Source organism: Sporosarcina sp. FSL K6-6792, assembly GCF_038004885.1.
Taxonomy (GTDB): Bacteria; Bacillota; Bacilli; order Bacillales_A; family Planococcaceae; genus Sporosarcina; species Sporosarcina psychrophila.
The window spans coordinates 3,710,723-3,730,742 of the sequence record NZ_JBBOSA010000001.1 but is presented as its reverse complement, the minus strand read 5'-3'; the positions used below and the strand labels follow the sequence as shown (position 1 = coordinate 3,730,742).

General features: G+C 37.6%; 16 protein-coding genes. 4 read left to right on the top strand and 12 right to left on the bottom strand.

The window, feature by feature from the left end; translation table 11 throughout:
• Nucleotides 1-31: 31 nt before the first annotated feature.
• Nucleotides 32-1,375 (bottom strand): cyclic 2,3-diphosphoglycerate synthase, encoded by a 1,344-nt coding sequence (locus tag MKZ26_RS18175; RefSeq protein WP_340767054.1) that lies wholly within the window; start codon nucleotides 1,373-1,375, stop codon nucleotides 32-34.
• An 874-nt stretch (nucleotides 1,376-2,249) separates the two neighbouring features.
• Here MKZ26_RS18175 and MKZ26_RS18170 point away from each other — a divergent pair.
• Genes MKZ26_RS18170 through MKZ26_RS18160 form a run of 3 tightly spaced genes read left to right on the top strand, consistent with a single transcriptional unit; the run spans nucleotide 2,250 to nucleotide 6,500 of the window.
• On the top strand, nucleotides 2,250-4,466 hold the full coding sequence (locus MKZ26_RS18170; RefSeq protein WP_340767053.1) for an EAL domain-containing protein: 2,217 nt from the start codon (nucleotides 2,250-2,252) through the stop codon (nucleotides 4,464-4,466).
• Nucleotides 4,467-4,489: 23 nt separating this feature from the next.
• Entirely contained in the window at nucleotides 4,490-6,124 is a 1,635-nt protein-coding gene (locus MKZ26_RS18165) for a thiamine pyrophosphate-binding protein (RefSeq protein WP_340767052.1), read from the top strand.
• Between the two features lies 1 nt (nucleotide 6,125).
• Entirely contained in the window at nucleotides 6,126-6,500 is a 375-nt protein-coding gene (locus tag MKZ26_RS18160) for a carboxymuconolactone decarboxylase family protein (RefSeq protein ID WP_340767051.1), read from the top strand.
• Nucleotides 6,501-6,716: 216 nt separating this feature from the next.
• Here the strand turns inward: MKZ26_RS18160 and MKZ26_RS18155 are convergent, their stop codons facing one another.
• The 5 genes from MKZ26_RS18155 to MKZ26_RS18135 form a co-directional block, all read right to left on the bottom strand.
• Nucleotides 6,717-7,640: an ABC transporter substrate-binding protein gene (locus tag MKZ26_RS18155; protein WP_445683466.1), complete on the bottom strand. Its 924-nt coding sequence runs from the start codon at nucleotides 7,638-7,640 to the stop codon at nucleotides 6,717-6,719.
• A 186-nt stretch (nucleotides 7,641-7,826) separates the two neighbouring features.
• Nucleotides 7,827-9,410, bottom strand: a complete 1,584-nt coding sequence (locus MKZ26_RS18150) for a helix-turn-helix domain-containing protein (RefSeq protein WP_340767049.1) — start codon at nucleotides 9,408-9,410, stop codon at nucleotides 7,827-7,829.
• Between the two features lie 1,095 nt (nucleotides 9,411-10,505).
• Nucleotides 10,506-10,946, bottom strand: a complete 441-nt coding sequence (locus MKZ26_RS18145; RefSeq protein ID WP_340767048.1) for a cell wall hydrolase — start codon at nucleotides 10,944-10,946, stop codon at nucleotides 10,506-10,508.
• Between the two features lie 217 nt (nucleotides 10,947-11,163).
• A complete protein-coding gene (locus MKZ26_RS18140; RefSeq protein ID WP_340767047.1) occupies nucleotides 11,164-11,484 on the bottom strand; it encodes a histidine kinase dimerization/phospho-acceptor domain-containing protein in 321 nt (106 codons plus the stop codon).
• Between the two features lie 28 nt (nucleotides 11,485-11,512).
• Nucleotides 11,513-12,718: a hypothetical protein gene (locus tag MKZ26_RS18135; RefSeq protein WP_340767046.1), complete on the bottom strand. Its 1,206-nt coding sequence runs from the start codon at nucleotides 12,716-12,718 to the stop codon at nucleotides 11,513-11,515.
• Between the two features lie 1,109 nt (nucleotides 12,719-13,827).
• Here MKZ26_RS18135 and MKZ26_RS18130 point away from each other — a divergent pair.
• Nucleotides 13,828-14,277, top strand: coding sequence for a DDE-type integrase/transposase/recombinase (locus MKZ26_RS18130; RefSeq protein WP_340767045.1), 450 nt, complete (start codon nucleotides 13,828-13,830; stop codon nucleotides 14,275-14,277).
• 196 nt (nucleotides 14,278-14,473) lie between these two features.
• Here the strand turns inward: MKZ26_RS18130 and MKZ26_RS18125 are convergent, their stop codons facing one another.
• The 6 genes from MKZ26_RS18125 to MKZ26_RS18100 form a co-directional block, all read right to left on the bottom strand.
• The gene (locus MKZ26_RS18125; RefSeq protein WP_340767044.1) at nucleotides 14,474-15,655 is read right to left on the bottom strand and encodes an amidohydrolase; all 1,182 of its coding nucleotides are present in this window, start codon (nucleotides 15,653-15,655) and stop codon (nucleotides 14,474-14,476) included.
• A 68-nt stretch (nucleotides 15,656-15,723) separates the two neighbouring features.
• Complete coding sequence (locus MKZ26_RS18120; protein ID WP_340767043.1) at nucleotides 15,724-15,861, bottom strand: hypothetical protein; 138 nt, start codon at nucleotides 15,859-15,861, stop codon at nucleotides 15,724-15,726.
• Between the two features lie 365 nt (nucleotides 15,862-16,226).
• Entirely contained in the window at nucleotides 16,227-17,237 is a 1,011-nt protein-coding gene (locus MKZ26_RS18115) for an ABC transporter substrate-binding protein (protein ID WP_340767042.1), read from the bottom strand.
• Between the two features lie 10 nt (nucleotides 17,238-17,247).
• Complete coding sequence (locus MKZ26_RS18110; RefSeq protein WP_067212740.1) at nucleotides 17,248-18,009, bottom strand: ABC transporter ATP-binding protein; 762 nt, start codon at nucleotides 18,007-18,009, stop codon at nucleotides 17,248-17,250.
• A 3-nt stretch (nucleotides 18,010-18,012) separates the two neighbouring features.
• Nucleotides 18,013-19,062 carry a FecCD family ABC transporter permease gene (locus MKZ26_RS18105; protein WP_445683465.1) on the bottom strand — a complete coding sequence of 350 codons (1,050 nt, stop codon included), beginning with the start codon at nucleotides 19,060-19,062 and terminating at the stop codon, nucleotides 18,013-18,015.
• Between the two features lie 361 nt (nucleotides 19,063-19,423).
• Nucleotides 19,424-20,020 (bottom strand): class I SAM-dependent DNA methyltransferase, encoded by a 597-nt coding sequence (locus MKZ26_RS18100; protein ID WP_340767040.1) that lies wholly within the window; start codon nucleotides 20,018-20,020, stop codon nucleotides 19,424-19,426.

The window sequence follows — 20,020 nt, the reverse complement described above, 5'->3', positions numbered from 1 at the left end:
TCAGAACAGCGTCGCGCAGAGTGAAATTTGTTTACCGTACAAGTTTATGTTCTTGGATAAAACCTTTTAAAATATCGCTTAAATTTGGACTACCCACTTCATCTAAATCATAGTGTACACGTGTACAAGGTTTATTGATTGAAATAATTCGAGTTAAATCCATCGGTGTTCCAATGATCACGGCATCACAGTCAGCATTATTGATGGTTTCTTCAAGATCTTTCAATTGTTGTTCGCCGTATCCCATCGCTGGAAGGACGTTTTGGATATGTTGATATTTGTTGAACGTTTCTGCTATTGTGCCAACTGCAAATGGACGTGCGTCAATGATTTCCTTCGCACCTAAACGTTCGGCTGCAACTGTTCCCGCACCAATTTTCATCTCTCCGTGTGTCAACGTCGGGCCATCTTCAACGACTAATACACGTTTTCCAACAATAATCTCCGGCTGATCGACCGTAATCTTTGATTCAGCTTTAATAATGCTACTTTTAGGACTGACAAGTTTAATATTATTTTCCACGATTTGAATGGATTCTGCTGTTGCGCTATCAATTTTATTAATAATGGCAACATCGGCTGTTCTCAAACTAACTTCGCCAGGATAGTATTTCAACTCATGACCTGGGCGATGTGGATCCAAGACAGTAACGGCTAAATCAGGCTTAAAGAACGAGAAATCATTATTTCCCCCGTCCCATAAAATAACGTCACAACCAGCTGGATCATTTTCAGCTGCTGCTAAAATATCTGCATAATCTACACCAGCATAAACAATATTTCCACGTTCCACATGCGGTTCATACTCTTCCATTTCTTCGATCGTACAATTGTGTTTCTTTAAGTCCTCCACTGTTGCAAAGCGCTGTACACGCTGTGCATTTAAGTCGCCATAAGGCATAGGATGTCTAACTGCAATGACTTTTAAATCATGCTCAAGTAACGTTTCAATAATTTTTCGTGACGTTTGACTTTTCCCGGTTCCAGTTCGTACAGCGCAAACAGAAATGACAGGTTTATTACTTTTTAACTGCGTGCCTTTTGGTCCTAGCAGTGTGAAGTTAGCACCCGCTGCATTCACGATCGCACCTATGCCCATTACGTATTCATAACTAACGTCACTATATGCAAACACGCATTCATCAACTTCCAACTCTTCAATTAACGCCGGCAATTGATCTTCTGAATAAATAGAAATACCTTCTGGATATAGTTCACCAGCTAATTCACTCGGATATTTACGTCCATCGATATCAGGAATTTGTGTTGCCGTAAAAGCAACAACACGATATTCTTCGTTATTACGATAAAACGTATTGAAATTGTGGAAATCCCTTCCTGCAGCGCCTATAATAATTATATTTTTTCTGTTCATAGCATTCACTCCTATAATTACAATTATTTATCTATAATTATATATCTTTATGCATTTTTATACAATCTAAATTTCAAAAATAGTAAATTAAGTTTTGTGGGTGGTACTTATGGAAATCAATTTTTCCTTCTATAGCTAAACGAATTCACTAAAATGCCTTTTTGGAAAATGGAATCCTTCTTTTCTTCAACAATCGGAGAAAGTAAATTGGCACGTAATTTTTACTGCGTCTACCGCCACCAGTCCATGCAAATGTTCAAGTTTAGTATTCATGCAGATAAAGGTGAGCTATTCAAACAATTAGCCATGTAAGCCCTCCTTATTGCAATTCAAACATCCAAACAGAAAAAATCCTGAATGCCCCTGGCTATTATTCCGGTGTCTTGCGCGAACTCATCGACAAGGCATTATTCAGCGTCGCTTTTATGGATTATAATGTGGCAGTTGAGGGGTATACTATCGATAGATAGCAATTAGGAGTGGTTTTCTAACCGCCAATCAACACTACAAATTAGACTTATAACCTTTAAGGACTAAATAGTTAGAGCGATGTTTAAAGGTAATATCCATGACTAAATGATTATACCAATAACTTCGAAATGGCTAATTCGCCTTATTTACATTCTATTTTTATACAACTTTAGCACTTTTTAATAGTAAACCAACTTAGCTAGCTACTATGCCAATACTCAGATTGATATTAAGCTGAAATTACGGTAAAATTGGTATTATAAGAATCCTTTCTACTGGTTATTTTTATTGATTTAACCTCGGCAGAAAAGGATTTTTTTTACTTATTCATTAATAATCCAGCTAGTAATTTAGGCAAGGAAATATAGAATTCTTACAAGGACATTGGGAGGGGGACTTAAATATGACGGAACCATACTATATTACTGAGTCTAAAAGAATGTGTAAAGCGTCCGGAATGGATCCGAATGAGGTATCGAGGCCAAAGAACTTTTTGAGCGAAGTGGAGTTTGCCGAGAAAAGAAAATCATATAGTGAAATTCTATCAATTGTGAGTTTTTTCTCGAATAAGCTACTGAACTCCTTAAAGGGCACGCCGATACTCGTTGTTGTTTCGGATGCAAACGGTTATCTTCTTGAAATTGAAGGAGATGAAACTATAAAGTCTACCATCGAACAATTTGGGATCAGACTAAGCAGCCTGTTCACCCAGGAAGATACAGGCACGAGTGTCGTCAGTCTTTCATTGCAACAAAAACACCCAATCAGTCTAATTGGCGAACAACATTATCATACGTTTCTTCATAACATTGCGTGTTATGGGGCTGCATTTCACTATACTGATGACAATAACCTACTTGGTAGTGTGTCCATCATGATGCCCATCTCATTTCAAAACCCGCTTTTTCTTACGATGTTAACCCAGGCGGTTGATTCGATTGAAAGGGAACTTTTATTAAGAAAACAAAATAAAAAACTTAATATTATGAATCAAATCATGTTAAGCAGAACAAGAAATGGGATTGTTATTACAGATGAGTTCGGAATCACTACTGAGTTTAATGATTTTGCCCAAAAAATATCGAATAACAGCAGAGAATCGGTTATTGGAAGAAACATTTATGAATCGTCAATAACGGGAGACTATTTTAAAGAAGTATTGGAACAGGGAAAAATATTCGAAAACGAAGAAATCAAATTTAAAGATAACGAGGGTAACCTAGTTGTCTGCCTGTTCGATGCCCAACCCATTTATGAAGATGATAAAATGATTGGTGCCTTCGGCCAGTTCAGGGATATTTCAGACCGTTACCGACTGCAGGAAAAGTTTAACTACTTAGCTTATCATGATGATTTAACAAACCTACCAAACAGACGATATATTAATAAGGAACTAGCAATCATCATCCAGGGACTAAAAGCTGGCCAAAATCGGACGATGGCTCTTTTGTACATGGATCTGGACCGCTTTAAAGTCATTAACGATAACTTTGGTCATTCATATGGGGATGAACTCATTACCAAGGTAAGCGAGCGTTTATGTGGTTGTCTTGGGGAACAGGATGTACTTGCCCGAATGGGTGGGGATGAATTTATCTTCCTGCTTACAGATTTCAGTAGTCCTGATTATCCGACGAAAAAGGCCGAAGAGATACTCAATCTGTTTCATGAACCTTTTCAAGTCGGCAAGAAAGAGTTGCATACGACAGCGAGTATCGGAGTTGCGATTTATCCCGCCTATCCCGTTTCAATGGAGAGGTTCATGGTATACGCAGATAATGCGATGTATCAGGCAAAATCACGGGGTAAAAATCGTTATGTCGTACATACCTCTGAATTACTAGAAGATATGATGGACGAATATAGTCTCGAGATCGATTTAAGGAAAGCACTTGATAATAATGAATTTGTACTTCATTATCAGCCGCAAATTCATAACCAGACTGGTAAATTGATTGGGTTTGAAGCGTTAATACGCTGGCAGCATCCAAGGTTAGGCCTGCTCCCTCCTGGGAAATTTATCAAACTGGCTGAAGAAAACGGATTGATCACCCAAATTGGAGAGTGGGTCATCAATGAGGCATGTTCCCAAAACAAAAAATGGCAGGATGCTGGAATGGTGCCTGTAAAAGTTTCAGTTAACCTATCTACACAGCAATTTCTTACTAGAAATCTCATTACGTTTGTGGAGGAAGTTCTGGAACGTACAGCACTCGACCCGCACTATTTCGTAGTCGAGATCACCGAATATATGGCGATGGAGTACGAATACTCTATTCTCGTATTGAATAAGCTGAAATCGCTCGGCATCGGCATTAGTATTGATGATTTTGGAACGGGCTATAGCTCGCTGAACTATCTTAAAAACTTCCCGATTGATTATATTAAGATCGACAAATCCTTCATTAGTGAATTAATGAACGATCCGAATGATGCCATTATTGTAAACGCCATTATCACGTTAGCACACAACCTTCATAAGGAAGTGATTGCAGAAGGTGTTGAAACAAAGGAACAGCTCGACTTCCTGACAAATCACCAATGTGATATAGCGCAAGGCTATTTCTTCAGCAAGCCACTTCCAATTAAGGAGATTGAGGAAATTTATTTAGTACAATAAGGATAATAGGGGGAGCAAACAGCATGACAACGACTGCATCCGTATTAGTAGCAAATTTCAAATATTGGGGTATTAATCACATTTTCGGCATTCCGGGAAAGGCAATTTCCCCCATATTATTCGAGATATTAGCACATGATCTGGAATTTGTATTAAGTAAACACGAAGCAGCTGCTGGGTTCGAAGCTTCCGGCTATGCCTTAATGAATCAGAAGATCGGGGTTGCAGTTGGTACGTCTGGACCTGGTGGGACCAACCTACTAACAGCTGCTGGTCAGGCGAAAGCCTCCAATCTCCCTCTATTAATTATCACAGGGCACCCTTCACTGAAAGATACTGGAAAAGCAATGGGACAAGACTCCAGCATATTCGGTACTGATCTTGTGGATATGTTCAAATCTGTCACCAAGTTCAGTGCACGGGTAGAACGCGGTGATATGCTACAGCCGTTCCTGCAGCATGCCCTTGAAAAAGCATTATCAGATGTAAAAGGACCTGTGCACCTGTCCATTCCGTTTGATATTTTATTGCAAGAGATCGAACCATTCCAATTGGAATTTCCAGTTTCCAATGCAATGATTTCACTCAAAACCGATGATGTAATCGAAACACTGAATGCGGCCAAGCGTCCCCTCCTATTTCTGGGAAAAGGCGTTCATTCCAGCAAAGCCTACGAAGAAGTGCAGCATCTTGCTGAGCATTGGAACATTCCTGTCATTACCACACCAGGTGGAAAAGGTACATTTCCATCCAATCATAATCTCTCTTTAGGAGCATTCGGTTTGGGCGGTACCGTGGAAGCAGCAGAATACTTTAATGAGCAGGTTGACCTACTTATTATCATCGGATCAAGATTAAGTGACATGTCGATCGCTGGCTTATCCGAAGCGATGTATCCGGAGCATATCATCCACTTTGATTATGACCCAACCTTTATCGGGAAATCAATTCAAGTACCAACTACTCCTGTGCTTGGCGACATAAAATCTAATCTAACAGCGATTTTAAAGGATATACCGGAAACAAACAGCGAAGCATTTTTATCAGCAATCGAAGTGAGTCCACTTCAGGATAATCAGCCAGGAGAGCGAATGTCTGCAGTCCAAGTATTACGGGCGATGCGAAATACACTTCCAGATGACGCGATTATTTTTGGAGATGATGGAAGCCATTCATTCTACGGCATTAAATACTTTGATATTTACAAACCAGGGACTTTCTTCTTTGATGATATATTCGGTGCGATGGGTAACGGAATCGGCTATTCCATAGGTGCAAAACTAGCAGCCCCCGAAAAAACAATTATTTGTTTAGTTGGTGATGGATGTATGTTCATGCATGGTACGGAACTTTCGACAGCGTACAATTATAACTCCCCTGTCCTGTTCATCGTTTTGAATAATGGACGATTAGACATGGTGGAAAAAGGAATGCAAAAAATGATTGGCACGTCCATCGGTGGTATTTATGAAACTCCACTCGACGTAGCTAAATTTGCCGAATCAATGGGATTAACAGCAACTACATGTCATACCCCTTATGATTTAACCGATGCTATAAAAGAAGCGTTACATATGATTAAAGAAACCAACAAACCGATTGTAATTGAAGCATTAGTTCTTGAAAATGAAATTCCACCAACAATGGGGAGGCAATAATATGGAAAATAACAAGCGGTATGAGTACGGTTTACATGCAATGGAGGAATTATTCTCGCAAGAAGTACGGACGGGCATGGAAGGCATAAAAAAAATCTCACCTGACTTTTGGGAGATGATTGTATCCTTCGGCTTTGGTGATCTTTACACTAGAGAAGGTCTTACCCTTAAAGAACGGGAATTCATAACACTCACTTCCCTCATCACACAGGGAGCTTTTGAACAATTTAAAGTTCACCTGCAGGCAGCCTTAAACGTCGGCCTCACAAAAGATGAAATTATCGAAATCATCATCCAGTGTGCCGGATATGTCGGTTTCCCTAAAGCCGTTCAGGCAATGGGTATCGCTGGAGAGATTTTCGCTAAGAATGAATAGATTAGCGTAGGAAAACTGTGCTTGACGACAAAACAAATAGTTTACACATTTTATTTAACATAAAAAGACCAGACATTCGCCGAATTGTCTGATCTTCCTTCTATTTTTATATAATTGTAGTGTAGTGAATAGGTACCTGAAATTAATAAAATAGAAGTTGAAACAATTAGCCTTAGTGTAAGGGCCTTTTGAATAAACTTCTATCCTGGATTATTATTATTTTAATCGCTCGACTACGTCATCTAGTAATAAGTTTGCTGCTTTAATACCACCTGCTGTGTTCCAAATTGTTTCATTTACTTCAAATACTTGATTTGTTTTTGAGACATTTAAGCTTTTAAATACTGGATTTTCCAACCATTGGTTAGCCTTTTCATATACATCTGCTTCCGTAACCCAGTAAAACAGTATATCTCCATCCATCGTTTCCATTGCCTCTTCGGAAACAGTTTCCATAAAATTATCTACATCCTGAGATTCTGGGCGACCCACACCCATTTGTTCAAGTAGTACCCCACTAAATGTGTCCTTCTGGTATATGCGGACATCTTTAGCAGAGAATCTTACGACGGATACTTTAATTTCTTCCTTATCACCTAATGTTTCTTTTGCCTCAGCAACACGATCATCGAATGCTTTCATGACCAGCTCACCTTCAGCTTTTTTATTTAATGTGTCTGCATACAATTCAAAGTTGATCTTCCACTGCCCTGATAAATCTTCAGAAAACACAGTTGGTGCAATTTTGCTTAATTGTTCGTATGCTTCTTCATGCCTTACTTTATTGCCAATAATTAAGTCTGGGTCTAATTCAAGAATAGCTTCAAAATTAGGCTCGTTTTCAAAACCAAGCTCCTGGACACCAGTCATCTCGTCTTTAATATGATCATACCAAGGTTCTCCAGTCCATGACCTCACAGCACCAACTGGTTTAATTCCTAATGCTAGTAATGCTTCTGTTCCTTCATTCGTTAAGATTACAACACGTTGCGGTGTCCCCTTTACTTCTGTAATACCCATTGCATGCTGAATTTCTCGAACTTCTTCAACTTCTTCAGCTTCAACAGTTTCTACATCAGCACTTACCGCTGAAGTATCCGTATTATTCTCCTTATCTCCACAGCCACTAAGTACGAGCATGATTATGGCTAAAATCGAGAATATAAAAATCCTCTTTTCAAATTTACTCTTTATTTCTTTTAACAAACTGATAACCTCCCTAGAAATAGGATTGATAATGATAATCAATCTCATTTATAATGCTATCAATTTGCCCTTTACTTATCTATAGACAATTTTGCCTTATGGATATGGACAAGTTTGTCCTCACAAGTAACGCTCCTGAAAATACTTCACACATTCATTTATAATATATCTCCTACCAGATGGCCCCCACGGATCCCAAGCAAAACTCTCTGGTATGTAAATATGGTTTTTCTTAACGGCTTGTAATTCCAGCCATAATGGATTTTCAAATAAATCATTTAGTGACTCTTGCTCACTCCAAAGAATAATTATTCTTTCGGGATTAAGCTCAACCATTTCATCTACTGAATAATTTCTACAACTCGAATAGTTTAACCTGTCATCACATTGGAATCCCAAACCTTCATAAATTAAATCACTTATGGGATGGCCCGTCACACCATGGATCAGTATACGATCCTTCAAGATGCGCATAATTGTCCATTTACCATTTCTCGTAATTTTCTTTAATTTATCTTTGGCCATCTGCTCCACTTTACCAATATCATTTATAACATTTTCCGCTAGTTCTTCTCTCCCCACTACTTTCGCAATAAACCTTTGATAATCTTTCCAGTTAAGAAATCTATCAAAATGGATAATTTTCGTATCTGTATGAATAAGAACTTCATTATTATTATCGTTGTTATTCCTATCATTTAGTTTCAGAAGAAAATGAGGTTCCATAGTCAATCCATCTTGTAAATCTAATGGAATCTCAGCATTTAATCTTTTGGTCCCCTGCAATTGATTCTCTAAGTATTTGGGAAATCCAGTTTCAGTTGGACATTCTGTTGGAAAACAAGGAGCTGCTACAGGTTTAATCCCAAGAGCAAGTAAGTGATCTTGTAGAAAAAGATCACTAAAAATGGCAATTCTCGGTTCATACTTCTTGCGGTAAATAGTAGGTGATATACCTTCCGAATTTTTAAATAAACGACTAAAATATAACTCGTCTGCAATTCCAACAGTGCGTGCAACATCTTTAATCGAATAACTGGATGTTTTTAGCATATCTTTTGCTTGTGCTACTCGTAAGTTGCGTAAGTATCCACTTGGCGTTAATCCAGTTTCACGTTTAAAAGCACGGCAAAAGGAACTCTGTGTCATAAATGCTAAACGAGCAAGATCACTTATCGTTAACTGTTCTTCAGAATGCTTAATCATATAATCAATTGTGAGCTTAATTGGGGAATTTTTATTCTTTTCTTGTATTGCTTTGTTTTTAGAAATCACATACAGCAATTCGTAAAGCAATGCCTGTTTCCTTAACCATGATATGTATGGGTCATCACTCACTTTTTCACTCATTTTTTCTAACAAAGATATCACTCTTGCTTGCGCGATAATTTGTATGCTTATCATGTTAAATGAGCTGCTTTCATCTAGGTTAGATGCAGGTATATTCCTATACTTCAAATAATAAAAGTGGATTTCGTTCATTATCGTAGCGCCAATTTCTATTGCTGCGTTAGAATCCAGAAAAATGCTAGTACCTGGTTCAATATGATGTTTTACCCCGTTAATGCTGACTACCGCCCTACCGCGAGTAATATAAAATAATCCATTCGTTTGTACAGTAATCTTCTTTAATGCAAATCCAATTTTAACTGTATGTTTCTTGCATGACACAAAAGATAATGCATGATCATATGTTGTTTTCAAAACCCAGCTCCCCCTTATCTCCGCTGTGTAAGTAATTCATTTTAAAAAGACTATCAGTCAATAATCGATTAGCAATACCTTTTTTCGGAACTTCCACTCTACTAGTTTACCTTTGCATACATCATCATTATCCCATAAACTTTCATTTACCGTCTAAGCGCATGAGCACTATGCAGGAATCCATAAGGAACCATTTATTCGATTAGCTCATTAAGATGTCACATGGATGTTTCGATGATTGTCTTTCTTCAAGCAACAAAAAACGTTTATACCAAACCGGTTGTATATACATCACTGAAATAAGCGCTTTCACCGCCAAGTATGATTCTTACTATCCAGTGTTCAATACTTTCCTTTTCCTATTTCCGTTTTCAAAACTGCTTTTGTTCAACGACTTAAGAATACGAAATTTTAACTCGGCGAATTTTCACAACGTTTTAACAGCAACATTGTCATTGATTTTCGAGTAGATAGTCATCTTGTTTCTACGGGTTATTATTTTGAAAAACAGTTCTGATTTTCCTCTTCCGTAATTAGACAATAAAAATAACACGCTTCATTCAATAACTGAATGGAACGTGTTTTGTTGGCTATATATGTTGAATAAATGAATACGGCGTATACTCATTACGAGGGCTTTTGGAAGGCCACTGAAAAAGCCCTCGTACTTGGAACGGTTTAGAATTCCCACTAATACCGCTTCGGCGCTTTGTGGATGCCTCCTGCGATAAGCCAGAAAGAAGATCGCTTTCAGTCTTATCGCTCCGGCTACCACGAAGTCGCGCCTTCACTAGATGGTCTATGTGAGAAAGAGCATTTCATTATCTGTGATGAAATCTGCAACCTGGAGTACATCTTTCTTGAATATAAGTAGTATCAAGAGTAATCACCTTATAATCTCGCCATATACATCTCAAACTCACATTTCTCTCGATACTGAACACCCTAGCGCACACGCGGCAAAGGGGTCGCCGAAGCGCCAAGCGTTCTACAATCCACACCCCGAATTAAGAAGCGACTAATAGTGTTGTATTTGTATTTCCAAAAAGCACAACTACAATTAAACTCCAGAATTAATAATCTTCATTAGTCAACCTAACCGATATAAACACTTTCACATGTTCCAGCTACTGGTTCATAAAAACAATGTTCTTTAAACTGACCAGTAAAAGGTTGACCGTACCATGTTGAAGGGCATGCACCAGACGGATTAAAATACCAAAGGGCATATTTCCCTGGATGGTCTCTCCAGTAATCCAAAGTCTGTTTTGCTAATCTCTTTTCAACAGGTCTTGCTCTTTCATAAAATAAATTACCTTTTTGAACAGCCTCAAAAGAATAATTTCCTCCTTGCACATGAAAAATGACATTATCAATTGATCTTAAATCTGTAAAGTCCAAGCAATCTGCCACGAGACGATTAACAATTACATTGCCAACGTACAGCATTCCTTGTTTACCTTCACCTTCAGCTTCCGCTCTCATCATCCTTGCCAGTAAGTCGATGTCTGAATCTCGGTATTTCACTCTTGGCATTTTTTCACCCCAAAATATAGTATGAAAAAAAGCCTACAATGATGTCAGTGTTTATAAATTAAGAATGGTTAAATTGACCGAAATAGTATCATGCACAGCATACCTAAAGTTAATAGCAAAAGTTCATGGTTGATTTATGACAATTCTATAGTAAAAAAACTCAAAAAAAAGGCAACCAAATATTATTACGGTTGCCTTTCACTTTATGCATGGGTGACTACATTTCCATATAATTATCGAGAACCTTTTGTATATCCAATTCTTCAAAAGTGGAAATTTGCGGTTTAGCTAAAAGTAACAAATCATTTATTATTTCTTCTATCTTTTCAATTTCCAACATAACTACATCAAAATTTTTAGTTGGTGCCTCCTGCTTTCCTAATTGCGTGTACCCTTTAATAGTTGTTAATGAATTTCGTATTTCATGGGCAATACTTGCCGCAAGTTGTCCAACAACATCATGTTGGTCTGTACTTTGTATCATTTCTTTAATTTTTAATCTCTCCGATAAATCCCTAATTTCCACGATGTTATTCATTTGTTTTCATCCCCTTTTATAATGTTTATCACACATTCAAAAAAGGAGATTGTTGTGGCGGTTTCCCGGGAGGAGCATGTGCCCATTTAGTAATTGCAACCTCATTCAAATGTATCCACTTTCCGCCGCCTGAAGATTTTAGCATGAACACATCAACGATTCCCAAAAAACTTAAATCGGTTTGTCCGCCCATTTCTAAAGTTAAGGAGGCTGTAGGCGAAGGTGCTCCCATAATGATAGGTGGCGGTAGGCTCCCCTCTTCCTGGCTTGATTTAGTTGAATGATTAGGATTATCAACATCTTTCTTTTCTAACTCGACAGTTTTAGAATTAATAATTGGTTCAATCAAACCATTCGCCTGTTCAAGCACTTTTAATTTCTTATCAATCGATTGCCGATTTACAGAAGTTTCTACTAAAATAGAATCTACTTTTAGGTTAACCTCGTCATTCATACTACTTTCACTCTCATTATCCAAGCCGATATCACTATGTTTCTCTAGCTCACTAGTACCAACTTGTTTACTTAATACATCTGTCTTAATTTCAGGCGCTAAAGGCGTAATAGGGTCCCGTTTCGGCACTGGCCTGACATCACGACTACACTCTTTTAGTTTAGTGAAGATATTTACATTCCCACTACTGATTTTTTTATCTTCCTCAAAGATTTCAACAGGAAGTTCTATAACTTTAGGAACGGTATCCACTGTTTCAACAGGTTCAATAACCTCGTCTTCTGATGCATCGATTGTAGATTTCAGAGTTTCATTAACAAATTCCCCTGTGGTTTCTACAATCGTTTGAACAGAAGAAGTTGTTTTCTTAACTGTTTCATTTATATCCTTAACGACCGGGGGGACGACAGGAACGGTTGGTAATCCATATACGACCGAATTCACTGTGTCATTGACCACATTTGTCACTTCAGAGGTTGTTTTCTCCACAGTATCGGTAACTGTCTTACTTAGTAAATCCCCTGTATTCTTAATTCCAGAAGTAACAGAATTTATTTCTGTTTTTTGCATACCATTCACTGTTTCTTGAAGAACTGTATCAATAGACTCCGTTTTATCTTTCAATACATTATCTACCTTCTTTACGTTGCCAAACAAAGTGATTCGTGATTTTCCAACATCCTCACTAATGGAAGCATTCGGATTTTCACCATGAACAATAGTAGGTACGATTAGGAATAAACTAAAGCAAGTCACACATAAAAGGAATATCTTCCTCAATTAATTCACCCCCACTCTTGTTAATTATTAGAAGTATTATAACATTCACCCATTTTTAGTGCTAGGTATTAATTCCATGCGAATATGAAGTTGGGTTATCTTAATGATGGAAGTGAAAATTACTGCGCAGTGTCCACTACCATCCTGGATCAGTAAATTTATGTAAGTTTTTTCAGCTAAAAAATATGAAATGCACCTTCATTTGTAGTGTAGATAACTGATTTGGTTGTCAATCTCTATTCTAAAGAAGTAGCATTTTTTGTATAATCATCATTATTAGTATTCATATGTAGTTTCAAATTACTTTTATTCACTCTCACGCAAGGCTATTCGGTACCTGAAATTCAAAAAACAGCTTCTAATTTTCAGTAAAATAGCCGTCACACTCCAATGAATATGGAGTAAGGACAACCTAAAAGAAGTTGATTATTTATTCATTTGATCAAGATAGTCACCAAGAAGATCTAGTTCTTTCACCTCCGCTTTTCATGTTTAATCTTCTTAAGTTTTTATTACAATGAAACTCACAACGAGTCGTAACAGATTAAGCTACTTCATAAGCACTCGCCATTTGTAAGGATTCATTAGCAAGCTCTGTCATATCATACTGGTTCAATTGTTGGATTTGTGTTGTTTAACAAAAAAGTTCTTTACTGAACCCACCTCAAAAACCAATGAATACGTCGTCATATATTTATTAATAAGATAAAAAGTTCTTTACTTAATTTCACATAATTTGTAAAATAACTTTTATGAAATGCAGTACTGTTGTTACACTAAACCACCCGTTAGCCATACATGTAGCACAAAAACAGCACTACACCACAGAGGATGAAAATGTGTGCGGAATGGGTGTAGATTAGAACGGCTGGCGAAGAAGGTCGATGAACTATGGTGCCATAGAGCCCATCCGTTAGTCTGACTCCAACAACTACGGTGCATCACAGACTGTCGCACTCTACACGAGTAGCACTCATGGGAGTTTAAGTACAATACCTAAAAAAAATTATTTGTTGTCCACTTTGTAAACTTCTAACAGGTTATCTGAGTTAATTACAACTCTACTGTTATTTGTGGTTATAATTTCGAGACGCCGAATTGGAAGATTGATGAGCGAACTTGGACTTCAATCAAAATACGCCAAACCTTCCTATAAACCAATGGCAACAAGACCAAATGAAGAATCCGTTCGAAACGTATTAAATCAAGAATTTGAAGTGGACACAGAGATGTCCGTGTTAGTAAGCGACTTAACATACGTAAAAGTAGGATACCGCTGGAGTTACGTTTGTTTCTTAATCAATCTATACAATCGTGAAATAGTCGGGTGGAGCGTCGGAGCACAAAAAGACGCTGTTTTAGTTCAGCGTGCCTTCGATTCTGTTAAATATCCATTGGGAAATGTGAACTTATTTCATACAGATCGCGGTTCTGAATTTAAAAACGTTGGTATCGATGAATTATTAAGTGGATACAAAATTAAAAGCTCACTCAGCCATAAAGAGAATCCGTATGATAATGCGGTGGCCGAGGCAACATTTAAGATTATAAAATTGTAGTGTATATTCCGAGTTTTTTCGCGCACAGTGTACCTGAAATTCGACGCTTCGATGGTTTCGTTGCAGAGCCCCTCATTGGTTGGACGCATTCCCGGATTGGCTGCAGACTACCCGATGTTGGTTGGACCCCCCCCCATTCATTGGACAAATCACAAAGAAGTCGTTCAATAAGTATACATTGAACGACTCTACTATTTTATTCCTGCATACTACAAACAACTTGTCCAACGGCTTTTGCTGCAACTAGGAGTGCATCTTCGTCGATATCAAACTTTGGATGGTGGTTGAAATATGGGGTTTCAACGCCTTTTGGTGTACACGCAATATAAAAGAAACAAGCAGGGAATTTTTCTGCATAGTGAGCAAAATCTTCCGAAGGCGCCATTGGTGGCAGTTCTTTCACCTCTGTAATTTCTTTCACATTTGCATTTTTAAGTGCTTCGGCCACTTTTTCTGTAAGTTCTGGATTATTGTATAAGGGTGGATAATCTGGTGTATACGTAAGTTCACAACCTACATCGAACTCTGTTTCAAGTCCTTTGACAAGACGTTTTAATTCTCGTTCAATCGTTTCTTTCGTTTCAACAGTCATATAACGGATATCACCTTCAAGCTCTACACTATCTTTAATCACATTAAATGTACCAGCTCCATCAAATGAACCAATTGTAATTACGCCAATGTCAAATGGACTTAATCGACGGCTTATAATCGTTTGAACTGCGGTTACAAAATGAGCACCCGCGACAATGGCATCATTTGCTAAGTGAGGAGAAGAACCATGCCCACCTCTGCCTTGTATTTTTAATTTCATGTAGGCCCGTCCATTGAAAGCATATCCTTTATTGTAACCAACCATTCCAACGGGAGCAATTGGCAGCAAGTGAATTCCATACACTTCATCCAAATCATCCAACAGTCCAGATTCTACAATACTTTTTGCCCCACCTGGTGGAGCCTCTTCAGCATGCTGATGAATGATTTTAATGGTTCCGGATAGTTCTGATTTCAGTTGAATTAAACAATCTGCAAGAATTAACATATATGCTGTATGACCATCATGTCCACATGCATGCATAACACCCTCATTTTTCGATTTGAAAGGTACGGGTGTTTCTTCTACAATTGGAAGCGCATCAAAGTCTGCACGCAATCCAATTGTTTTTCCAGGTTTCCCTCCTACTATTGTTACAATAATTCCGTAACCATTCCCGACATTCGTTTGTACATCGACGTCTTTTCCTTTGTAAAAGTCAGTAATATAGTGAGCCGTTTTTTCTTCTTTAAATGATAATTCGGGATGTTCATGTAAAAAACGACGAATTAGAATCATTTCATCTTTACGTTCATCCAACATGTCCATTAATTTTTCTTTCATACCTCAAACACCCCTTATTTAACGTCACTTTTGTCAGCATTATTTGGAACTATGAAGATAATTGATACTCATTCGATAACTGCGAATTTCAAATTGGCAATACTACCTCCAGTTGCCTTTGCACTTACACCACTATTGGTTGCGATCATATCATAGACAGTCGTAGAAATAGCAACCCAGAAAGCAGAACCGAGGAAACTTGCCATTATATATACCCGATGCTGCACCCATTTTTTGAAGAATCTTTTCTCCATCACGGATCATTGCAAGTATAGCAAATAGATAACCTATGGAAAGCATACCCGATTGAAAAGATGTAAAACCTCTTCCATACTGTTGCACCAGTGTATGGCGCGTTTTCAAATTAAAATCAGTACATGTGGTCAAACAACGGCAAACAATTCAAAAGTCTGATTATCCATACAAAAAAACCAAACAGTCGTAACTTGTTTGGTCTTCCTTCTATTACTATGCAATTGAAGTAAATTAGTAGAGTAGTTTTGTACCTGAATTAAGACACCAGTTTTAAAAATAAGTCTGAAGTATTTTCAAAACTGGCAGCTCTCATATGTTATTTAAACAAGTCTGGATAAATTTCTTTTGCTAATAGTTCCATTCCATCGATCGTGTTATAACCATAGCCAAACATATAATTGTAATCCACTACATAAATCTGCTTATTTTTGATGGCCTTCATACTTGATAATTTCGGATTTGCATAGATCCCTTCTTTCACTTTTTCAAGGTCTGCGTCATCCCATTCCGGTAAGATTAATACATCTGGATCAGCCTCAATAAGCGTTTCAATACTTACATCAGCAGTCTCCTTCTTGAATATGTTATCTAGCTTGACCATATTAAAGGCATCGTTGAAGAATGTTTCATCGCCTGCTGGATAGACATAAATCTCATTTGGGTCATTTGTATGCAAATAAGCAAATGTTTTATGGTCTTGAATGCTTTCTAATTTTGATGTAATCGATGTTTGTTTGTCTTTAAGCTCTTTTATAAAGCTATCCGCTTTGTCTTGGACACTAAAAATGTTACCGATGTTTTCAATATCTTTATAAATAGAATCATACGTTCCGCCTGTAACAGATGACTCTATTACGTACGTTTTAATATCCATATCATTGAGTGTATCTACTGTACCTACACCCCAATCCGCATTATCAAATAAGCCGCCTCGACCAAAAACTAAATCTGGATTGGTTCCTAATGTCACCTCTTTGCCGACATATTCATCACTTAGAATAGTTAATTTCGAGTATTCTTCCTCTACTGATTTGTCAGGAGCTCCGAAGTTTGCCCCTACCCCAACGATTTTATCGCCTAAGCCTAAATGCAATAATAATTCTGCTGCTGGACGCGTATTAGCCATGATTCTTTCAGGTGCTGCATCAAATACTTGGTCTTTCTTATCCCAAGTTGTTCCGCCTTCCGCTTTCGTATAGTTTTGAATCGTTAACGGGTAATGCCCTTTCGCTTCGGCTTCCTTTGAAGTATCCTTACTCGAATCTCCACAAGCCGTTAATGTTAGAAGTGCAGCTAAACCGATACCAAGCAATAATTTTCTTTTCATGGTGCTCCTCCTATATGCCATATGCAAAACCTAATCCATTTGTAACGGGATTGGTATATGTTTGACATTTAATTTGATATAATGCTTCAACTGTAGTTGGCGTTAAAACCTCTTCTGGTGTTCCATGTGCATAGATTTCCCCATCTTTTATGGCATACAGGTAGTCGCAGTAATGTGCTGCCATTTCTAAATCATGGAGAGCTGCTAATACACCTATGTTCAAATTTTTAACACATGATAAAATTTCAAGCTGATAGCGTATATCTAAGTGGTTTGTCGGTTCATCTAACACCATGATTTTTGGCTGTTGCGCAATGGTTCTCGCTAAAATAACCCTTTGCTTTTCTCCACCAGACAACGATAAGAAACCACGCTGTTTGTAATCGAGTAAATTTGTGGTTTTCAAAGCTTCCTCCACAATCACATAGTCTTCTTGTTTGTCTGACTCCAACATTCTTTTATGTGGCGTTCTGCCTAACATCACCATTTGCTGTACAGACAAATCAAAACTCATTTCATTAAATTGCCCCACCACACCTAATCGCTGTGAAATTTTTTTCTCTGAACTTTTCAGTACATCCACATCGTCTAAAAAAACCATTCCTTTTTGAGGAACAAGGCTCTTATAGATAGCCTTTAACAGCGTTGATTTTCCGCAACCATTTGGTCCAATCAGCCCTACAAATTGTTGTTTTTTCACAAGGATCGAAATGTTTTTCACAATCTCTTTTTTCCCGATAGTAATATCTATTCCCTTTGCAATTAATTCCATTTTCTACCCTCCAAAGTTGTAGCCTCTTTTTACAATCATGTAGATAAATAATGGAGATCCAATAACAGAGGTAATGATTCCGATGGGCAATTCAACATTATGTATTAACGTTCTTGACAAAATATCGGCCCAAATCATGAAAAGTCCTCCTAAAAGCAGTGTTCCAAGCATTAAACGCTTATGATCTGCTCCGAAAATCCCCCTAGTGATATGCGGAATAATTAACCCAACAAAGCCAATCATTCCTGAATAGGCAACCATTGTTCCCGTAACAAGAGCAGTGATGATCATATAAAGTTTTCGGAATGCACTTAAGTTAATGCCTAGTGTAATAGCTGATTCGTCACCTAGCAGCATCGTGTTTAACACGCGATGTTGGAAAAGAAATAGCGCTGATCCAAGCAGAACAACTATGGCTAAAATCGGTGTTTTATCCCAACTTGCTGAAGCTAGACTTCCCATTGACCAAAAAGTAACGGTCTTAATCCCTTCTGCATTATTGGCAAAATAGATAATTAAGCTAGCAAAGGAGCTACACAATGCACCGATTACAACTCCTGATAAAACGAGTTTTACCGATGTTGCTTTACCGCCGATGCTCGATAAAATAAGTACTGCCATTGACGTTATCATCGCACCAACAAAGGCTCCAAATGCCACGCCAAACTGAGACAAAAATGCACTACTGCCAAATCCAACGAGAATGGCAAAAGTTGCACCTAATGATGCGCCCGATGAAATACCAAGTATGTATGGGTCAGCAAGTGGATTTTGCACGACTGCTTGCATAACCGTCCCACATAAAGCAAGCCCTATGCCGATAAGCAGTGCGAAAATAACACGTGGCATCCTCACCTGTAAAATAATATTTAAATAGGATTCGCTTTGGACATGATCGAGTGATCCAAGCCTTCCATTTGTTAATGCATGCAATAATATGTCCATAGCCTGCGTGAAAGGAATATTAACTTGTCCAATTGATACTGAAAAGACAGCCGATAGCAAAATGATGCCTACGAGAAGAAAAATAAATAGATAATAACTTTTGCCCATCCCTAGCTTGCTTAGATCCTTTTTCTTCAATATTTCACCTCCGTTACAATCACCTGCTTAACTGATAACGATTATCATTATCAACTGCTTCTGTATTGTAGAACATATTCAGAAGAAAAACAACAACAATTTTATTGAATAACTTGTTAATCTGATTGTTTCGTTGGAGACTCGCCTGTTGGTTGGACGCTTTCCATGATTTGTTGATGGCCAAGTTGAAGGGTAACTGACGCATGACTGCATTCCGTCAACTCAAGGCTCCGAATAAAAAAAAGAGGGATGCAACCATTTGTAGATATGGTTGCATCCCTCTTTTACTTTATGGAAATTTTGTGCCTGTGTTTCAAGAAAAAACAAGAAATCACTTTATACTGCTGGATATAAACATTGAGGCATCTTGATTCATAAAAATACGATTTCCATGATGAAATGTCTTAATTTCAATTGATTTAAATCCAACTTCGGATAATCTATTTTTCAATTCTTCATGCGAAAAACCGTTATGAACTTTCGGATGATATATTTCATCGTTTTTGTCAAAATCAATAATAATTAGCTTGCCATCATCATTTAAAATATTGAACAATCCTTGTAGAATTTTTTTAGTATCCGGAATATGAAGAAGGACTAGTGACATTAAAACGATGTCTGCCTTAAGTTCAGTAGTTTCTTGCGTGAAATCTGAATAAAGTACTTTTGAGTTGAGGATTCCTTTGTGAGAAATTTTAGCTTTCGCAACCTCCAACATTTGTTTTGATGAATCTACCAGCAAAATAGAATCTACTAAATCTGATAGTTCTAAACTAACTAGACCAGTACCACTTCCATAGTCTATTAAAGATTTCGATTTACTATTTCGTAATTCTGGTCTTACTTCCTTAACTAGTATTTTAGCTAATTCAATTCTTTCCTCTGTGTCGTATCTTTTTGCCATCTGTTCAAAAACGTTATTTTCCAT